Source organism: Acinetobacter apis (genome assembly GCF_900197575.1).
GTDB lineage: Bacteria > Pseudomonadota > Gammaproteobacteria > Pseudomonadales > Moraxellaceae > Acinetobacter > Acinetobacter apis.
This window is the reverse complement of sequence record NZ_FZLN01000009.1, coordinates 1-17,203: the sequence shown is the minus strand read 5'-3', so window position 1 is coordinate 17,203 and position 17,203 is coordinate 1. Positions and strand designations below refer to the sequence as shown.

At 30.6% G+C, this 17,203-nt stretch carries 12 protein-coding genes; 8 read left to right on the top strand and 4 right to left on the bottom strand.

What is annotated here, in order from left to right; translation table 11 throughout:
• Positions 1–279: 279 nt before the first annotated feature.
• Together CFY84_RS11310 and CFY84_RS11100 are read left to right on the top strand one after the other, a co-directional pair.
• Positions 280–486, top strand: coding sequence for a hypothetical protein (locus CFY84_RS11310; RefSeq protein WP_213062839.1), 207 nt, complete (start codon positions 280–282; stop codon positions 484–486).
• Between the two features lie 379 nt (positions 487–865).
• Positions 866–2,029, top strand: a complete 1,164-nt coding sequence (locus tag CFY84_RS11100) for a DnaJ domain-containing protein (protein ID WP_171289085.1) — start codon at positions 866–868, stop codon at positions 2,027–2,029.
• Between the two features lie 155 nt (positions 2,030–2,184).
• Here CFY84_RS11100 and CFY84_RS11095 read toward each other — a convergent pair whose 3' ends face one another.
• A complete protein-coding gene (locus CFY84_RS11095) occupies positions 2,185–3,270 on the bottom strand; it encodes a hypothetical protein (protein WP_088824420.1) in 1,086 nt (361 codons plus the stop codon).
• Between the two features lie 277 nt (positions 3,271–3,547).
• Between CFY84_RS11095 and CFY84_RS11090 the strand changes: the two genes are divergently transcribed.
• Positions 3,548–3,793 (top strand): hypothetical protein, encoded by a 246-nt coding sequence (locus tag CFY84_RS11090; RefSeq protein WP_088824419.1) that lies wholly within the window; start codon positions 3,548–3,550, stop codon positions 3,791–3,793.
• A 13-nt stretch (positions 3,794–3,806) separates the two neighbouring features.
• On the opposite strand, the gene CFY84_RS11085 is transcribed toward CFY84_RS11090, so the two are convergent.
• Together CFY84_RS11085 and repM are read right to left on the bottom strand one after the other, a co-directional pair.
• Positions 3,807–4,352 (bottom strand): plasmid replication DNA-binding protein, encoded by a 546-nt coding sequence (locus CFY84_RS11085; RefSeq protein ID WP_088824418.1) that lies wholly within the window; start codon positions 4,350–4,352, stop codon positions 3,807–3,809.
• A 63-nt stretch (positions 4,353–4,415) separates the two neighbouring features.
• Entirely contained in the window at positions 4,416–5,303 is an 888-nt protein-coding gene (gene repM, locus CFY84_RS11080) for a replication initiation protein RepM (RefSeq protein ID WP_088824417.1), read from the bottom strand.
• Positions 5,304–7,139: 1,836 nt separating this feature from the next.
• Between repM and CFY84_RS11075 the strand changes: the two genes are divergently transcribed.
• The 5 genes from CFY84_RS11075 to CFY84_RS11055 all read left to right on the top strand — a co-directional run bounded on the left by CFY84_RS11075 (position 7,140) and on the right by CFY84_RS11055 (position 15,924).
• Positions 7,140–7,994, top strand: coding sequence for a hypothetical protein (locus CFY84_RS11075; protein ID WP_228149645.1), 855 nt, complete (start codon positions 7,140–7,142; stop codon positions 7,992–7,994).
• On the top strand, positions 7,991–8,203 hold the full coding sequence (locus tag CFY84_RS11070; protein WP_088824415.1) for a hypothetical protein: 213 nt from the start codon (positions 7,991–7,993) through the stop codon (positions 8,201–8,203). Before CFY84_RS11075 ends, CFY84_RS11070 begins: the two co-directional genes overlap by 4 nt.
• A gap of 935 nt (positions 8,204–9,138) precedes the next feature.
• Complete coding sequence (locus CFY84_RS11065; RefSeq protein WP_088824414.1) at positions 9,139–12,132, top strand: ATP-binding protein; 2,994 nt, start codon at positions 9,139–9,141, stop codon at positions 12,130–12,132.
• Positions 12,133–12,136: 4 nt separating this feature from the next.
• Positions 12,137–13,822 carry a response regulator receiver domain gene (locus CFY84_RS11060; RefSeq protein ID WP_088824413.1) on the top strand — a complete coding sequence of 562 codons (1,686 nt, stop codon included), beginning with the start codon at positions 12,137–12,139 and terminating at the stop codon, positions 13,820–13,822.
• A gap of 194 nt (positions 13,823–14,016) precedes the next feature.
• Entirely contained in the window at positions 14,017–15,924 is a 1,908-nt protein-coding gene (locus CFY84_RS11055; protein WP_088824412.1) for an HpaII family restriction endonuclease, read from the top strand.
• 53 nt (positions 15,925–15,977) lie between these two features.
• Here CFY84_RS11055 and CFY84_RS11050 read toward each other — a convergent pair whose 3' ends face one another.
• Complete coding sequence (locus tag CFY84_RS11050; protein WP_088824411.1) at positions 15,978–16,703, bottom strand: DUF6998 domain-containing protein; 726 nt, start codon at positions 16,701–16,703, stop codon at positions 15,978–15,980.
• Positions 16,704–17,203: the final 500 nt, after the last annotated feature.

Sequence of the window (17,203 nt, the reverse complement as noted above, 5' to 3'; positions counted from 1 at the left end):
CTTCGCATAACGTGCATTATGTTAAGTATACAGAAAGAAATTTTTTAAATTGTATATACTCTACTAAACTCACTTATAAAGAATATATGGAATATTATTATGCTAAAAAAAATCTTCTATGGATTAAGTCTCTTAATCCTCACTTCTATAATAGCTAATGCTGAAACGACTTATCGTACTGACAGCTTTGGTAATACACGTCTTACAGATTCTAATGGTAATACGACGACTTATCGCACTGACAGTTTTGGTAATACACGTGGTAGCGATGGTTCTAATATGCGTGCAGATAGCTTTGGTAATACGCATCTTACAGATCCTAATGGTAATACGACGACTTATCGCACTGACAGTTTTGGTAATACACGTGGTAGCGATGGTTCTAATATGCGTACTGATAGCTTTGGTAATACACGCATTACAGATTCTAATGGTAATACGACAACATGCAGAAGTGATTCTTTTGGAACTACTCGATGTAATTAATTCAAAATTTAAGTTTTTCTAAAATTAATATAATACGGCTTATGCGAAATACAATAAAATAAGTATTTAAATTTCAATAATTTATAATTTTATGACTAATTAAAATAAATAAAAACCAATTTTAATTAATTTGGCATTTTGCAATACAAACCCTACTTTTGAATTCATTAAAAGTAGTAAAATCAAGTAAATAAGAGCAATTTTTTCTATCGAGGGATAGGCGTATGCCGCATAAATGCTATTAAAAGTGTAATTTTTGAATTAATTATTAAAAGTTTTATTAAATAAATTTAAAGTATAATTTATTATTTATTGGTATTTCATTAATATATCAATCGTTATTTATTTTAATATTAAAGCTTAAATAGGTTTAAATTCGTTGAATAAAATTCAAACACATTACGATAATTTAAAAGTTTCTAGAACTGCACCTATAGAAGTTATCCGAGCTGCATACAGAAGTTTGTCTCAAAAATATCATCCGGATAGAAACCAAAATAGTGTTGAGGCTAATCAGGTTATGAGATTAGTTAATCAAGCTTATGAAGTATTATCAGATCCTGTAAAAAGAAAGAAGCATGATGAATGGATTGCTAGGCAGGAAGAAGAACAAACTTTTTCACCACCACCACCAAGACAGCCGCCGCCAAGACATAACAACATTGACTTATTTCCCTTAAAAATAAAAAATTTTGTTAATCAGTGTCTTAAAATTTTATTTTGGATATTCTGTATATGGTTAATAGGAATAATAATTTACGTAAGCAGTAAGAATGTACTACAAAATAAAGAAGTTAAAATATCAGAACCAGTTAAGAATTCTGAGATTAATTTAGATAAGGATTTACAAAATAACCTTAACAACACAAAAGCTAACTATCAAACTAGTTTTGATTGCAATAAAGCAAAATCCAACTCTGAAATTTTAATATGTAATACTGCTGAATTAGCTGAAGCGGATTTAAATTTAGAATATTTAATAAATGAAGCAAGAAACAAGTCTGATGACATTATTGGTTTTAATAAATATATTAGAAAAGAATGGAATTACAGAGAGAAAAATTGTAAGGATATTAACTGTTTAAAAAATTGGTATAATAAACAAAAATTAGCATTAAGTAATGTTATTCAAAAAGGTTATATGGCCTTAATACCAGTTCCTCTGCCTGAAACAGGAATTATAGGAAATTCTAATTTTGAGGGAGTAGCTCCCTTACAAGTGAAGATTCCGTTAACCGGAGATAGCTACTTTTTAAAAATTACTAATGCCTATACTAATGAATATTTAGCTAGTTACTTTATCAGACCAGGTGAAATTCTTAACGTAAATTTACCTGTTGGTAGTTACACAATTAAATATGCATTAGGTAAAGAATGGTACGGTGAAAAGTATTTATTTGGTGAAAATACTTATTATGCTAAAACGGATCAAATTTTTAATTTTCAATTCAATGGGTATGAATATAATGGATATTCTATTGAACTAATACAAAGACAAAATGGAAATTTAAAATCATCGAATATAAATAAAAACCAATTCTAGATAAGTTTTAGTATATTCAAGGTAGAAGTTGCTACTAGGGTATTTCGACAAAGCAACAACGGTATGAGTAGCTAATCTAGTCACAAATTGTATATTGGGGAAACCCTTACAGAGTGCGAAATTTCTTTATTTATCCAACACGAGAGAAATATAAACTATTTGTCTATATTTAATGTCAGACTGAAACTGTCTGACATATCACCAAACCAATATTTTTTAAACAAAACATTCAAAGTTTGATATGTAGAGCTTAAGAGTTCCTCTATCAATATAGGTAGTTCCAAATTAATTTTTCTATCTTGCGAGTAGAATAATTTTCTCGATTTATATTTTGTAAGATCCTTACCATCAAAATCAGGCATTAAAATGAATCTTTCTTTTAAGATACCATCAACTCTGTTTTCATAAATACAATTATCTACATCTAGAAAACCATCGTGAATTAATTGATTTCTGAGTCTCTTTAATATAAATATTTTTTCATTATTTTCATCAAATATTGTGTTTAAACGGGCTTCTTTTGTCCAATTAATTTTTAAATTATCATTTTTTTGATCGAATTTTGTTTTCCCATGATCATAATCAAAGGATTTTCTTTTTGGATAAATATCGAATGATTTAGGTATATTTTCAACTTCAAAGACAAACTTACTTAAATAATCCAGGATTGATGTAGCCTTAATAATAATATTTTCCAAAATAGAGTTAATAAACCTAGATTCTATTGAATATACAGTTGTTAATCCTTCTTTTATTTCGTTACTTTGGAATATCTGAGGACTGTTTAGTTTTTCGTAAAAAACATATGTTAATTCTTCAACTTGTATAACTAACTTTTCAAAATCTGCAAGTAGAGCTTGGATTTCCCTAAAATACATAAATTTAATAATATCTTGCCTAGATGCTTTTGAATCATCATTAATTTCATTGTCTATAAAGTTTGAAAATTGACTCACAGACATAATACTTTCAGCGCCTAATCCTGCATTTATATAATATTTATTTTGGTTGACATCTAAAAAAAATTTGCTCTGTAAATAGTGGAAAATATCCATTTCTCCTTTAAAAACTCTTTGAATAAAAAGATTTAGATATAGAGAATTAGATTGAAATATTTCTTCTTTAAAGAAATTTATATTTGAAGTATATGTTTCTTTATCTTTTTTGAGAATGTAATAATTACAATGAATATCATTTAAATTTTTTCCCAAGATACCATCTAGATTGAATATTTGTTCCACCTTATTTTTATCCTTTAATAGTAAAATTTTTTAAATTAACATAATACGACTTATATGAAATTAAAAATCTTATTTTATATAAATCATAGTGTTATCTAATATAGAAAACCCAATCATCACCTATTGTACTTTTTTATGGATTTTTCATATTTCACGCCTATTATTTAAATAATATTTCATACTTTTAATTAGCTAAGTTAAATAATTCTATCTTACCAAAAGCTGATTATTGATGTTAAATACAATCAACGAGGCATGACTAACAAAAGGCTAAGATATGACAATCGATGATGAATTAAGTGAGCGTGAGATTGCTATAGCAGCCGCGCGTACCCTGCAGGAAAAATTCATTGAAGTGGCCAAGACGGAAGCAGTCCTTTATGTGGAAAATGATGTATTGTTCCGAAGAGAGCCGGGTCAGAAGCCAGTATTTGTGAAGCACTTAGTTGGCCGTGATCCCTATTTAACTAAGCTTATGCTTAACCAGAGCGTATTTATAATTAAAAAGCGTTCTATTGAATAATGTAATCAATAAACTAACCATAAGGCTTAAAAAAACGACTCCAAAACCCTCTTTTATCTATCTCAGGTTCGATCTGTTCAGGTACAGGAATATGCTTACTTTCCATTTGTTCCGGAGTAGTCAATCCGTCATCTTTTGGCTCAGGATCCGTTGCTATATTTTGACTAGGTTTCTGATCGACAAATTTAGTCATATTAGTTTGAGGAGGCTTCATTTCAATGAGTGTAAGTAAGGTATCAATACGAGAATTAGCCCTAGCCTCCCGATCTTCTGCTTTTTCTAATTGTTTTTTTAAAAAATCAATCTGATTTTTGAGTTCAACAACTGTATTGTAAGCGTATTCAGGTGTATCAATATTTTGTTTTGGAGACGTATCAATACGTTTTTGGGTTTTCTCCCCAAAAGGCTCGCCATAAACACGAAGTAATTCTGAAAAGTCGATAGAACCATCATGATCACGACTTAATATCCCGTTTTTTATATCTTTATATAGTGTAGCTCGAGATTTTTTGTACAATGTTGCGGCATCACTAACACTGTATTTTGTACTTGTTTTCATAGTGTATTACTGTGTATTTACGATACGTATTGAAGAATACAATAAGTGTATTCTTCAATACACTCAAGGTTTAAAGCCTAAGTTTATGAGATGTGGTAAAAACTGCTTTTGTTGTTTTGGATCTCTCAGCATTTGTTTAATTTTTGATGCTAATATTTCATAGCTTTCACCCTTAAATGCCAAATGAGAAAGTTCATGCAGACGAGATAGCTGATTCCCAAATATATTGATTTGAGCATCGGTTAACTTATAAAACTCTTTTGGTATATCTGTAGTCTGGTGAATAATGCTTTTAGCCTTAAAAGAAAAGGCTATGTGAGTAACTTTACGGCCTGTTTTTTTCTGTACATACGTTACGTTTAAAGGAGTGTATTCATTTATTTGATCGACAGCAGTATCAATTACTCGTTTTTTGAAGTCTGCAAACAAAGGGTATTTTTTGCCGAGTTCTAACATAATTCGTAAATTATCAACAGAAATTTCACGTTTACCTATATTTTTATATTGCATCAATAATTCGTAAACACGTATAGCATAAGCACTGTTGATTCCAGCAATATCCGATAAAGCATATTTAGTGAACTCTCTGCTCAAATTAGATATGAAAGGCAAAATTGGTTTTGAAAAACGAATACCAATGACACTTTGACTGTCTAAAAATTGTATTTCTTGCACCCATCTCATCTTGATAGATTTATCGTCAATACTAAGGTTAATGGATCTTTCATAAAGCCTATTAATACCATCCTTTAAATCTCTATATGCTGTTTTTTCATGTACCCCTAAAAGCTGTAATTCATTAACACTTACTGGATATAACTTATCATCTGTGATGGGTTGGTTTTTGGGAATACGTGCAATAGCAGCTAAGACGATACGCTGCTCGACTGCACTTAATTGATATGAGGCCTCTATAACTTGATTTGATTTTACGACTTGATTCTTATCCAAAAGGAAACCATTAGTTCTTAATATATGACAAATATATACTTGTCATAGTTAGTAGTCAATCCGTCATAGTTAAGTAGTCAATCCGTCATAGTTAGTAGTCAATCCGTCATAGTTAGTAGTCAATTCGTCATAGTTAAAAGCTGAAACCCTTTCTACAAAAGGTTTTTAAGTGACTTAAAAGATTTAAAAGATTTAAAAGATTTAAAAAGGAAAGATTTGAAAAATTACATAAGAATTAATTAGCTTCGCTTTAGAAATCAGTTTTCTGCAAGTGATTTAATATTTTTAAGCTTTTGATACTTAAAAATTGTTTTTCAGAAAGTCTAGACGAGACATTCTTAATGTTTACTCGTAGACACTCACTCTAAACTTGCAATTAGATGCAAAAAATAGGGGGTATCCGCGATTTTCTCACTGATTACAAGAAAAACTATTAACAACGAAAAAAACGTGCTTAAAACGAAAATGAGAGCGTTGTAGAACTCCACTGACCTTAAAGGTCAGTGGAATTATTTAATTTTTTTGTTATTAGACAAAAACTAGAATTTAAATTTTTGAAATTACGATCAAACTCTTTTTTGAGCTACCAACTCAATGTAGTCACCACAACTACTATTTTTTTACATATCAAACTATTTACCGGCGTAGTCTTTCATTACTCATTATTGCGCTTACGTTTTTATTCGCTCGAACAATATGTTCCCGACCTAAGTCGCTTTACTCAACTACTCTCCCATCCTCTAAATTTTTGTTTAAATCTTACAGTCACCAACTAAAAGAATTAAATAAACAAATCTTTAGCGAACTTCCCACGTTAATTTTAATTGTCATTTTGATGCCCGATTTCTCGCTTACGCTCAAGTCTTATTCGTGACACTTGCCTAAATCTTCCTGCCATTTCATGAGTAGTTGTTCCAAGAATTCATTTATTGGTTGGCTAAAAACTCTTTAGATTTATCGTGCTATCAAAATTATCTGCAAAGCAAAATTGAGGTTTTACTCATTTTGCCGTTACTGGCTTAAGCTATCCAGTAGACCTCGATTATGTATTTTCGAGTGCCTGTCATTCGTGGATGGTTCTCACCCCAATGACGGATAGTTTTTCTCTATCATCACAGCCCACCAGTGCAGCCTGCATTGCAAAATTACTCATGCAAAACAGGGGTTATTAACGCTCAACTACGGTCCATGTAGTTTATTGCTCACCTTCAATTAAAACAGGACTGCTCATATCACTATGAGATCCGTTTCCGTGTCGCCCAACAACTTTCGTTTAGATTGGGTAGAAAAAGAGAATTTCACTCTTTAGCCCCCTTCGTAGCCGCACCAGCGAGGTTTCCCCAGCATGCAGCTTCGCCGATCAAGAACTGGTTAGGTTCTCTTTCAGTTTGATAGTGTAAAAAACGTCAGATTGGCGGTGGTAAGCTGCCAATCAAAAAAAGGCAAAACTTCCCCGCAGACGCAGTTATCTGAAAATTTCAAACGATTTAAAAAGACAGCAAACATGGAGAGTGAAAATTTCACTGCGATCCTGTTGCATAAAGACATGGTGATACTCCGATTAGCGCTCGGATGACGGCTAAAACTGTTATTAATTTTAGAAATTAAAAATGAATCAATTTTAACAAGATTAGAATAGCAAAATTTTTATGAAATGCAAATCGCAAGGAACAACCATTTATTCAAATACCATCATGTGAAAATTGAGCCTGCTTTGCAGGCTTAAAAACCTTTTATTACAATACTTCCGATAGAATTACGTTTTTTTATAAAAATGTGCTAGATTTTCCGATAGGATTACCAATATTCAAGTGTATTTTAATGATATATTTTTGTGTGAAAACCGATGAATTTTTAGCATCAATTTTGGATAAAGTTAGTCTAGGAGCACAGTATTATTGTCAATTTGATGTGCCATTGACTAAAGCTGAAAGCATTATTGAAAAGCTGAAAAAACGTTATGTTCTTGATCAGACCGCTCGACAGAGAAATTACCGGATGCAGCAAAAGTTAATGCCAGTTGTAGATTTAGTGGTTTTACTGAACCAAAGTTTGTATACGGCAGAAAAGCTTCGACTTTGCTTACTTTGTACGATGCCAGCTGAAATGCGACCAATTGCTTTGAATTGTAGTGAGGTGCTGCGAAGTTCATATCAGCTTGAAAAGTCGGAGCTTGATCATTTTTTCTCTGTTTTAGATAGAAAAAACCGCCTGTTTTATATGAGTGTTGCTAATCCATTACTTCTTAAATCTGCAAAAGATAAATTGGCGTCAGTTCCAGTCTATGAGCTTGTTCAAATCCCATATACCTTGGAGCAACGTAAGCAAAAGAATATCCCGCAAAATAAGGCTCAGGGATGGACGTGGAGACTTCATAAGGAATTTATGTTACTAAAAAAAACACAGCTAACAGATGTGTTTAAGAAACAGCAACAGAATCAAAAAAATAATCCTGTACAAGATGAAGTTATACAAAAAGAATTGCAAAAATTGTGGAGCTTATGCGGTTTCAGAGGTGTAAGGCACTGCATTTTTGATTTAAATCGTAATGTTCCTAAGTGGTACATTTCTTATTTCAATCGAAAGTCACCGATTGAACTGATTGTCCCACCCTACAAAATCAAGTCAAAAAGACTTGTTTCAAATTTAAACGAAGCATTGAAGTTTCATAAATATGAGGTTCAAACATGATTTCACTAGCCAGCCAAATTAATGAAAAATTTGGAAAATTTAAAAATCCTTTTAAATCAAAAATTTTATTCTTTTTAATTGGGGCTTGGTCTGTTGTTAGTGGTTTCAATTACATTGATGTTATACCGAATGACGATTATGTAGCGATCTCTCAGTCTTTAGCTGTATTAGCAATTTTTGGGTATTTATTTGAGTCTAAAAAGCCTTAATGATGAAATACCTAGACTATAGTTTTGTGGAAAATAGATATTAGTTGAAAATACAATCATTTAAAAACAACTTAAATGATTGATAATAAATATAATTATATTTTATCTAAGTGTACGACAGGGGTTTTTTTTATTATTAAAAGTGTACGACAGGGGTTTTTTTTGGAAAGTAATAACGTGGAAACCAGTGGTAGATAACTGAGTTGAATTACATAGTTTATATTTTTATATCAATAAATCAATATCTTACATTTTAACGTGCTGTGTATTTTTTTATATCTAAGTCGATTTCTGGCAATATTGAAAAAGTGTACGACAGGGGTTTTTTTGAAATTAGTGTGCTACTTATTATTTTCTATCATTTAGAAATTTTTCAGTAAACTAAAGCTAATTTAAAATATAAAACAACAACTTAAAAGCTTATGAAGTGAAATTTAGAAAATATTTAATTTTAAAAAAACAATGAATTATATTTTAATGTGGATTTACTGAATTCAAATACATAATAGAAAAATACTATTTTGATTTTGAGCTTACAAAAGCATTTTGCATAAGGTGTATTATGTTAATTTTCTACTTTTAAACTCGTTTAATTTGCGTGAGCATTAGCCACCTAGTACACAGTATATTTTTACAAGAAAAGAGGCAAATTGGGTCTTGTTTGAATATATTTGAGTTTACTACATGAATAAAAAGGTATTCTGCAAATGGTTGGTTAGCCCTGAGTCTTTTAATAGAAATATTTTAAGAATTTAGAGAGAAAAGCTATCTACAATAGTGTCTAGGATCAAATATCATGATAATTAAATTTTTAATACGACAAAACTTAAGAATCTTGTAAATAATAGAATTCCTAACATTAGATTATTTAATAAATATAAGCATATAATATTGTAATAATTAAATTTATTGTTAAATATAGCAAAGGAATGGTTGTGGCGAAGATTAAGACACGTGCTCGTACTCTAGATATGTTAGGACGTCAGCAAATCGCTGGTATTCCAACAGCATTAAGTGAGTTATTTAAAAATGCTCATGATGCTTATGCTGATAATGTAGAAGTTGATTACATAAGAAAAAAAAATTTACTAATTCTAAGAGATAACGGTTTAGGTATGACTCTTAGTGAGTTTGAAGATCGTTGGCTCACCATAGGTACAGATAGTAAATTTGACGATGAAGACGCTATCGAAAAACCTGCTATAGATATGTATAAAGACAAACGTCCTGTCATGGGGGAAAAAGGAATTGGACGTTTAGCAATAGCGGCAATTGGCCCTCAAGTATTAGTTATGACTCGCTCTAAACGAGAAGATGGATTGGGTGAATTAGTCTTAAGTTTCATTAATTGGAGTTTATTTTCTTTAGCTGGTCTAGATTTATCAGATATTGATATCCCAATATTAACAAAACAAAATGGCGAAAACGCAAATTTTGAGGATGTTGAATTTCTTAAACATCAAGCAATAGAAAATGTAAAAAATTTATCAAACAAGATTTCTGCATCTAAAATTCATAAAATATGTAATGAAATTCAAAGTTTTAGCTACGATCCAGAGTTTTGGAGAAATGCTCTAAATAGGCAAGATGAAAATTCAGGATTAATAGATAATCGAGATTATCTTCAGGTTTGTGATGCTGGTTATGGAACACACTTTATAATATCGCCAGTTGATTTTGTAATTACGAATGAAATAGATGAATCAGATGATAAAGAAGTATCTAAATTAAAAAGAGTATTGTTAGGTTTTTCAAATACAATTCAAAATGATAGAAAACCACGAATTAATGCTAGTTTTCGCGATCACAATTTAGCAGGTGAAACGATCGATCATATTGCTGAGCAAGAGTTTTTCACACATGAGGATGTTGAGTTAGCTGATCATTATTTTGCGGGTAATATAAATCAATTTGGTCAATTTTCTGGTAAAGGAAAAATATTTAAGGAAGTATTGGATAATGTCCCGATTAATTGGAAAAATATAGACAACACTCCTATTAGTTGTGGTCCATTTAAAATCATATTAGCTGCTGTACAAGGTACAAAGAAAGATACACTCTTATCACCTGAATTACATGAGTATCTAAGAGGTAAAACAATAAAGCTAGGTGGTATTTACATATATAGAGATGATATTCGAGTATTACCTTATGGTGGACCTGATGTTGATTTTTTTGGTGTGGAAAAGAGAAGAACTTATAGAGCAGCAGATTCATATTTTTCAAATCGAAATATGATTTGTTATATAGAATTAACTAGAGAAAATAATTCGACACTACAGGAAAAAGCAGGTCGAGAAGGTTTTATTGAGAATAAAGCATATAAGCAATTCCGTTCTATTATTGAAAACTTTTTCATTTCTGTTGCTAAACAGTATTTTGTTGACTCTGGAGAGCTTGCAGAGACATTTAAGTTTGAAAAAGATAGAAATAAGAAAAATTATGAAGCTTTAGAAAAACGAGCAAAACTAAAAAATGAAAAGAAGAAACAGCTAGTTAAGGACTTAGATGTTTTTTTTGAAAATTTTAAAGATGAAAATTTCGCTTCTCTACTCTTAAATAAGAAGATTGACATAGAAAATAAAATATACTCATTTAATGAAAATTTAGTTGATTATAATTCTTTCATAACGGGTATAGAATCAGAAAAAATTAAATTTTTAGAGGATTTGAAGTCAAACTTCAATATAAAAATACCAAACGGTTTAGGATTCAATCGTGAAATATCAAATCTTATTGATAAGTTCAACTTGCTAAAAAATGAATTCCAAGTTGAATCAGACAAGTTTAATACTAGTTTAAACAAGATTTTCATAGATTTTGAAAATAAGCATGGAAACAAAACTGATCTGAAAAAACGTGTTACGGATTCTTTACTTCAGCAGGAAGAATCGTATAAAAAAAGTATTGAGCAGCTATATACAGAAACTAATCGTTCAATTAAAGGACTAGCTGATTGGGCGACTAAAGAAATCCGGAAAAATAAAGAAGAAGGCTTTAGATCTTTATTGCAATTACAAACAGAAGTAGCATCTATAGATTTTTCAAATAAATCTAATAATGAGTTAATAGAATTAAAATCAACTGTAGAAAAGCAATTTCAAAATTTATCTGAAACAGTATCAAATAGTTTGAAAGATATCCAAATACAGATCAATACGAGTCGGGAACAAACCTCAGAAAACACTTTATCTTCAGCAAGATTAGTTTCTATTCTTGAAACTGAATATGAGGTTTTAAAAGAGCATCAAGAAGAAAATCTAGAAATGATTCAACTTGGCATGGCCTTTGGTGTAATTCATCATGAATTTAACCATAATATTCTCCGTGTTCGTAGAGGTATTAAAGATTTATCTCCTTGGGCGAAAGCGAATCCAAAGCTTCAAGAAATATATAACAACATACGTACTGGTTTTGATCATTTAGATGGTTACTTAAGAACATTTATTCCTCTTTCAAGAAGGCTTACTCGTCGTAAGTCTATCATCACGGGTGCAGCTTTACGTTCGTTCTTAGAAGAGATTTTCACAGAAAGGTTAGAAAAAGAAAATGTAGAAATGCTTTTCACGAATGAGTTTTTGAACTTTAGAATCCAAGCATTTAGTTCCACCATATACCCTGCTATTGTTAATTTGGTCGATAATGCAATTTATTGGGCAAGTCAGAGTTCATCATTGCAAAAGAAAGTAACACTACATGCCGATAATGAGTATTTATTTATTGCAGATACTGGTCCTGGTGTTCCTTTAATTGATAGAGAAAATATTTTTGAATTTGGGTTCTCACGAAAAATTGGTGGTCGAGGTATGGGGCTTTATATTGTAAGACAAACCTTAGAAAGAGATGGATTTAATTTAGAATTAGAAGAATTTGATCCAAAAATTGGTGCAGTTTTTAAAATTAGTCAAATTGAAGTTGGTGGGGACTAAATAAATGAATAGTCAAATGCAGGAATCTACGCCACAAAATTTTTTCGAAGAATCTCGCCTAATTGCTGAAAAATTCATCCAAACAGTTGTTGCTGTGGATGATAATATTTCTTTTGGAGAACGTCCTAAGAGCGTTAATAATTATGATTTACACGTTCAGGCTCCTGATGAGGAAAGTGGTTTAGGTACAAGTAGTGTTAGTGCTCATGAATTGAGTTTAGATGCTCCTGATTTAAATAGTGATTTAAATTATCAGGAGTTATCAGCTTGTTTTGCTAATAAGTCGATTCTGTGTAGTGCTTTAAAGGTTTATGAAGGTGATAGTGGAGAACAACAGACCATAGATGCAACCTTCAATATTTCTAAGAAAGCTGACATTACTATCTTAGATTGGCAAATGGAAAGAGAGCAGAGTAATTACGGGAAAATTGCAAAAGGGGCAATTAAAAAACTTCTACAATACGATGTAGATGGGAATGGCCGTTTACGCTTAATCCTGATATATACGAGTGAACCCATACAAACCGTATTGAGAGCTTTAAACAGTCAACTTACAGAATTTCAGTCAAAGATAGAGAAAGATAAAGAAATACAATTTTCTTGCGAAAACTTATCTTTATGTAAAGTAGTTGTGATTAATAAGCAAACGAATATTGAAAGTTTAGTAGATAGATCAATTGAAGAATTTACGCATATGACATGTGGCTTACTGTCAAATGCAACTTTGTCTGCCATTACAGAAATTCGTGATAAGACCCACCATCATTTATTTAAGTTTAATAAAAAATTAGATTCAGCTTATATTTCACATGTTTTAGGGTTAATCTCATTACCTGCCATGAGAGAAAGTGCACATGAGGTAGCTTTTGATTATGCTGTTGATTTGATTTCTGAAGAGTTAAAAAGTGATCTTCAGACGAGTAAGTATTTAAAGGATTCATTAACCAATCAGACTCTTCAAAAATGGCCTGTTTATAAAAATCCACAAAATGAGGCTATACACTCTATTACTGTTGGTGAAAATCAACCAGTTCTTCTAGAAAATGAAAGAATGCAAAGAATGCTATCAGTTATAACTGATGATGATCTAAAACTTATTTTAGATGAAAAGCCAGAATTTCCAAAAACAAAGAAAAAAACTAGATTTGATTTATTTCAAGACAGTTATATTCAATTTAAGCGAGTAGATGAGGATAATATAAATGAACACCTTGAGTTAAGTGCGATTGAATGTTTAAGAAGAGATCCTTTAAGTGTTAGCTCTGAATTTGAACCGGTCCTTAAACAAGGCACTATAATAAGAAAAGACGATACATATTTTGTATGTATACAACCGATTTGCGATAGTGTTCGCTTAACCTGTGCAACAAGTTTCTTGTTCTTAAAATCTGAAAAATTAGACGATACTAATTTTTCTCATGTTATCAGACATAGTGAAGGTTACAAACGTTTACGTTTCAAAAGTACATCACGATTTGTTTCACTTATTGAGTTCACTCCAACTAATAAAGTGGTCAGAGCAATTAAACAAGAAAATATAAACGTTTTTCAGTCAACAAATGAAGATATATATGAATGGTGTGGTGAGCTGAAACAAGCTATTTATCAAGAATTGGTGAATGCAGTTTCAGCAAGTATTGCTAGAGTTGGATTTGATTCTTTTGAATGGCTGCGTTTACGTAAATCTTAATTTTCTAAGTAAATGTAATATTTATTTGCTCAAATAGATATTACATTTAGAACGTTAATTTCTTAAATAGATAATTTATTTCAAGCAATAAAATTTAAGTTCACATTACATTTTATTTGTTTATTGTATAAGCAAGAAACTTTCTATTTTCATTTATAATCTAATTATCTTTTGGCTTTAAATAGAATTTAATCATGTCTTTGAAATTTATAGATTTATTTTCAGGAATTGGAGGGTTTCATTTAGCTCTATCAAATTTAGGCATGAAATGTGTCTTTGCTTCAGAATTTGATGAAGCTGCTAGAAAAACTTATTTAGCTAATCACGAAATAAGTAAAGATTTCTTTAATACAGATATACGTTCAGCATCATATGATTCAATCCCAGATCACGATATTTTATGTGCTGGATTTCCATGCCAAGCATTTTCTCATGTTGGAAAAAGAGTCGGATTTACAGATGGTTCAAATTCCGAAAGAGGTAACCTTTTTTACTGTATTAGTGAAATATTAGAAGTAAAAAAACCCAAAGCATTTATCCTGGAAAATGTTAGAGGACTTGTTAATCATGATGATGGAAACACCTTTAAAATTATTAAAAGTGAATTAGAAGCGCAAGGTTATATTGTTTATCATAAAATTTTAAAAGCCAGTGAGTTTGGTAGACCTCAACATAGACCACGAATTTTTATTGTAGGTTTCAATAAAGATCAAGTTGATGTAACCATGCCATTCGAATTTCCTAATCCAATTCCGTTAAAAATGACCATGTCAGATATATGGGAAGGTGAATGTAGCCGTAATATAGGACTGACATTAAGAGTAGGTGGAAAAAGCTCACCAATTGATGACCGACGTAATTGGGATGGCTACATTGTAAATGGTGAAGTTAAGCGTATTTCACCTAAAGAAGGTAAAAGAATGATGGGGTTTCCTGAGGATTTCATCTTCCCTGGAACAAAATCACAAGCAATGAAACAACTAGGTAATAGCGTATGTGTTGATGTTGTTCAACATGTTGCGTCTCAAGTTGAAAAATATTTAAAACAACATACAAAGAATGTAAATATGACTAAAAAATCAATAAAATTAAATAAAGGGGAATGGAGTGAGTTCTTTGCATTCTTAAAAATGATTGCTCAACCAAACGTACATTTTGGAGACAAAGACTTAAATATTGAATCTGTAAATGATTATGTAACTATATATGAATTACAACATATTAATTCTGATAAACGTTATGTACTAGCAGATGGCCTACTCAAAATTATTGAAAGTAATAATGTAATTACTTTAGGCAATATTGATGAGATTATTAGTACCAATCTTGTTGAGGAAATTAAGAATTTTATCGTTAGCTCTGCATCAAAAACATTCAATATCAATCAGCCAGAATTATTAAAGTTGCTTGATATTGAATCATTTAAAGGTGATTCAAATACAAAAGCTGATATAAATGTATCTTATCGCTATCAAGGTATCGATAGATCCATAGATCCATGGGGTATAAAATCATTCCTTGGAAGTTATCCTACTTTACTAAATGCTGGCTCTACAACTAATTTTGTTTATGAAATTATTAACTTCAATGGAGATATGAATCAAATTAACTCCATTGCAACTCGATCAAAAATCAAAGATAGACTTCAAGCCATCTATACATCAGGTGCTAAATTTGAATTTTCACACTGTGAAAACCAAACATTTTATGACAATCTACGAAAAACTGATTCTCTAATGCCTGAATATTTATCAGATATTTTAATTGATTACTATTCAGGAAAAGGGCGACATCTTACAGATCTTATCCAAGATGATATTATTAGAATTAGAGTGACAGATTTCTTAAAAGCTGTACTTTTAGGTATGTTTTCTTCTAAACCCTGGGAAGGAAAATATAATTGTACTGGCTTATTAGTAATTAAATCACAAGGTGACCTACTGCTTTATCATGTTATCAAAGATGATATTTTGAAAGACTATTTGTTCAACAATACTCAATTAGATACTGCATCTAGCACGAGACATCGTTTTGGTAGCATTTATCAAGAAAGAAATGGTAAATATTATTTCAAACTTAACTTGCAGATTAGAAATAAATGAATAAAAGCACTTTAAGGTGCTTTTCTATTTAACATAAAATCTCTATTTGAAATTTAGTTCGATCTTAAATTTTTAATTGCTTTAATTACATGATCTCCTAATTGTTGAGTATTTTTAGGATTTCCTGCTGAGTTATCTAAAGATACATTTAAAGGTAGTGCTATTTTTTTCAGAACTTCTTTAGCTGATTGTTGTTTTAAGCCTTCTTTATAGATCTCTATTTTTGCATTCTCATACTGTTTTATTTCATATCCATCATAAATTATATTATTTATTATCAATGGAATATGATTTTTTCCTTTATAAGTTTCTATTTCTTTTTTAAGGGGTTCATTTAATCCTATATCTACATATGAGTTCACCAATGTACTTTTACTAGCAACTCCTAAAGTATATTTTCCTCTATACTCACGTGATTTAGCTTTAAATTCCACCATATCCATATCGTACACTACATTAATGCATAAATCAGATGGATCAATTCTAAGAACTATAGCCCTATCAACTAAATCAAGAGTTTTTATATTAAAATCTACATGACGTGCTTTAGTAACAGTTTTAACAGAAATCCTCTGCCCCGTACTTGAAACAACATCATAGCCTTTTTGATTGACTGAATCAGCCAATTGCCCTAATGTCATCATAGCAACATAAAGTTCACCAATCCTTCCTGTTAGATGCCTTAATTCTGCAATAGGCATTCCCCAAGACAACTCTTTTTCAAACCATGCAATAGATTCCCCTAGAGATTTAATGATATCAAATTGACTTAAAGCCATTGTTAATTCCGTATTTTAAATTTTTTAGTGATATTAGATTATATTAATTGGTTTTCTATTCGGAATTAAATTATATGAACTATACTTAACATAATGGCTGGTTACGCAAAGTCTTAATAAAATAATGAGATCCTTTAAAGTAAAAAATTGTGAGCTCATGTCTGGTGACATGTCTAAACCGATTAAAACTTATCCCAAAAGTTGTCCGCAGAAATTGGGGATAAATATGAGCTTGAAAGGTATATAAATTATATGGTTTTGCTTATTAAATCACCAAAATCGTAGGCGAAAAGTGCCAAACCAGCCTAAAAAACATCCAACATATTTCGATGCTGGCTATTTTATTGGTTTTGGCATTATGTAAAATCAACAAGTATATGATTTAATTAAAATAATTAAGAAAGGCTTCGCATAACGTGCATTATGTTAAGTATACAGAAAGAAATTTTTTAAATTGTATATACTCTACTAAACTCACTTATAAAGAATATATGGAATAT

Bases quoted from the DNA above. Each gene is read 5' to 3' on its own strand.
- CFY84_RS11310 (WP_213062839.1), top strand. From the start codon at position 280: ATGCGTGCAGATAGCTTTGGTAATACGCATCTTACAGATCCTAATGGT.
- CFY84_RS11090 (WP_088824419.1), top strand. From the start codon at position 3,548: ATGACAATCGATGATGAATTAAGTGAGCGTGAGATTGCTATAGCAGCC.
- CFY84_RS11085 (WP_088824418.1), bottom strand. From the start codon at position 4,352: ATGAAAACAAGTACAAAATACAGTGTTAGTGATGCCGCAACATTGTAC.
- CFY84_RS11070 (WP_088824415.1), top strand. From the start codon at position 7,991: ATGATTTCACTAGCCAGCCAAATTAATGAAAAATTTGGAAAATTTAAA.
- CFY84_RS11060 (WP_088824413.1), top strand. From the start codon at position 12,137: ATGAATAGTCAAATGCAGGAATCTACGCCACAAAATTTTTTCGAAGAA.
- CFY84_RS11055 (WP_088824412.1), top strand. From the start codon at position 14,017: ATGTCTTTGAAATTTATAGATTTATTTTCAGGAATTGGAGGGTTTCAT.
- CFY84_RS11050 (WP_088824411.1), bottom strand. From the start codon at position 16,703: ATGGCTTTAAGTCAATTTGATATCATTAAATCTCTAGGGGAATCTATT.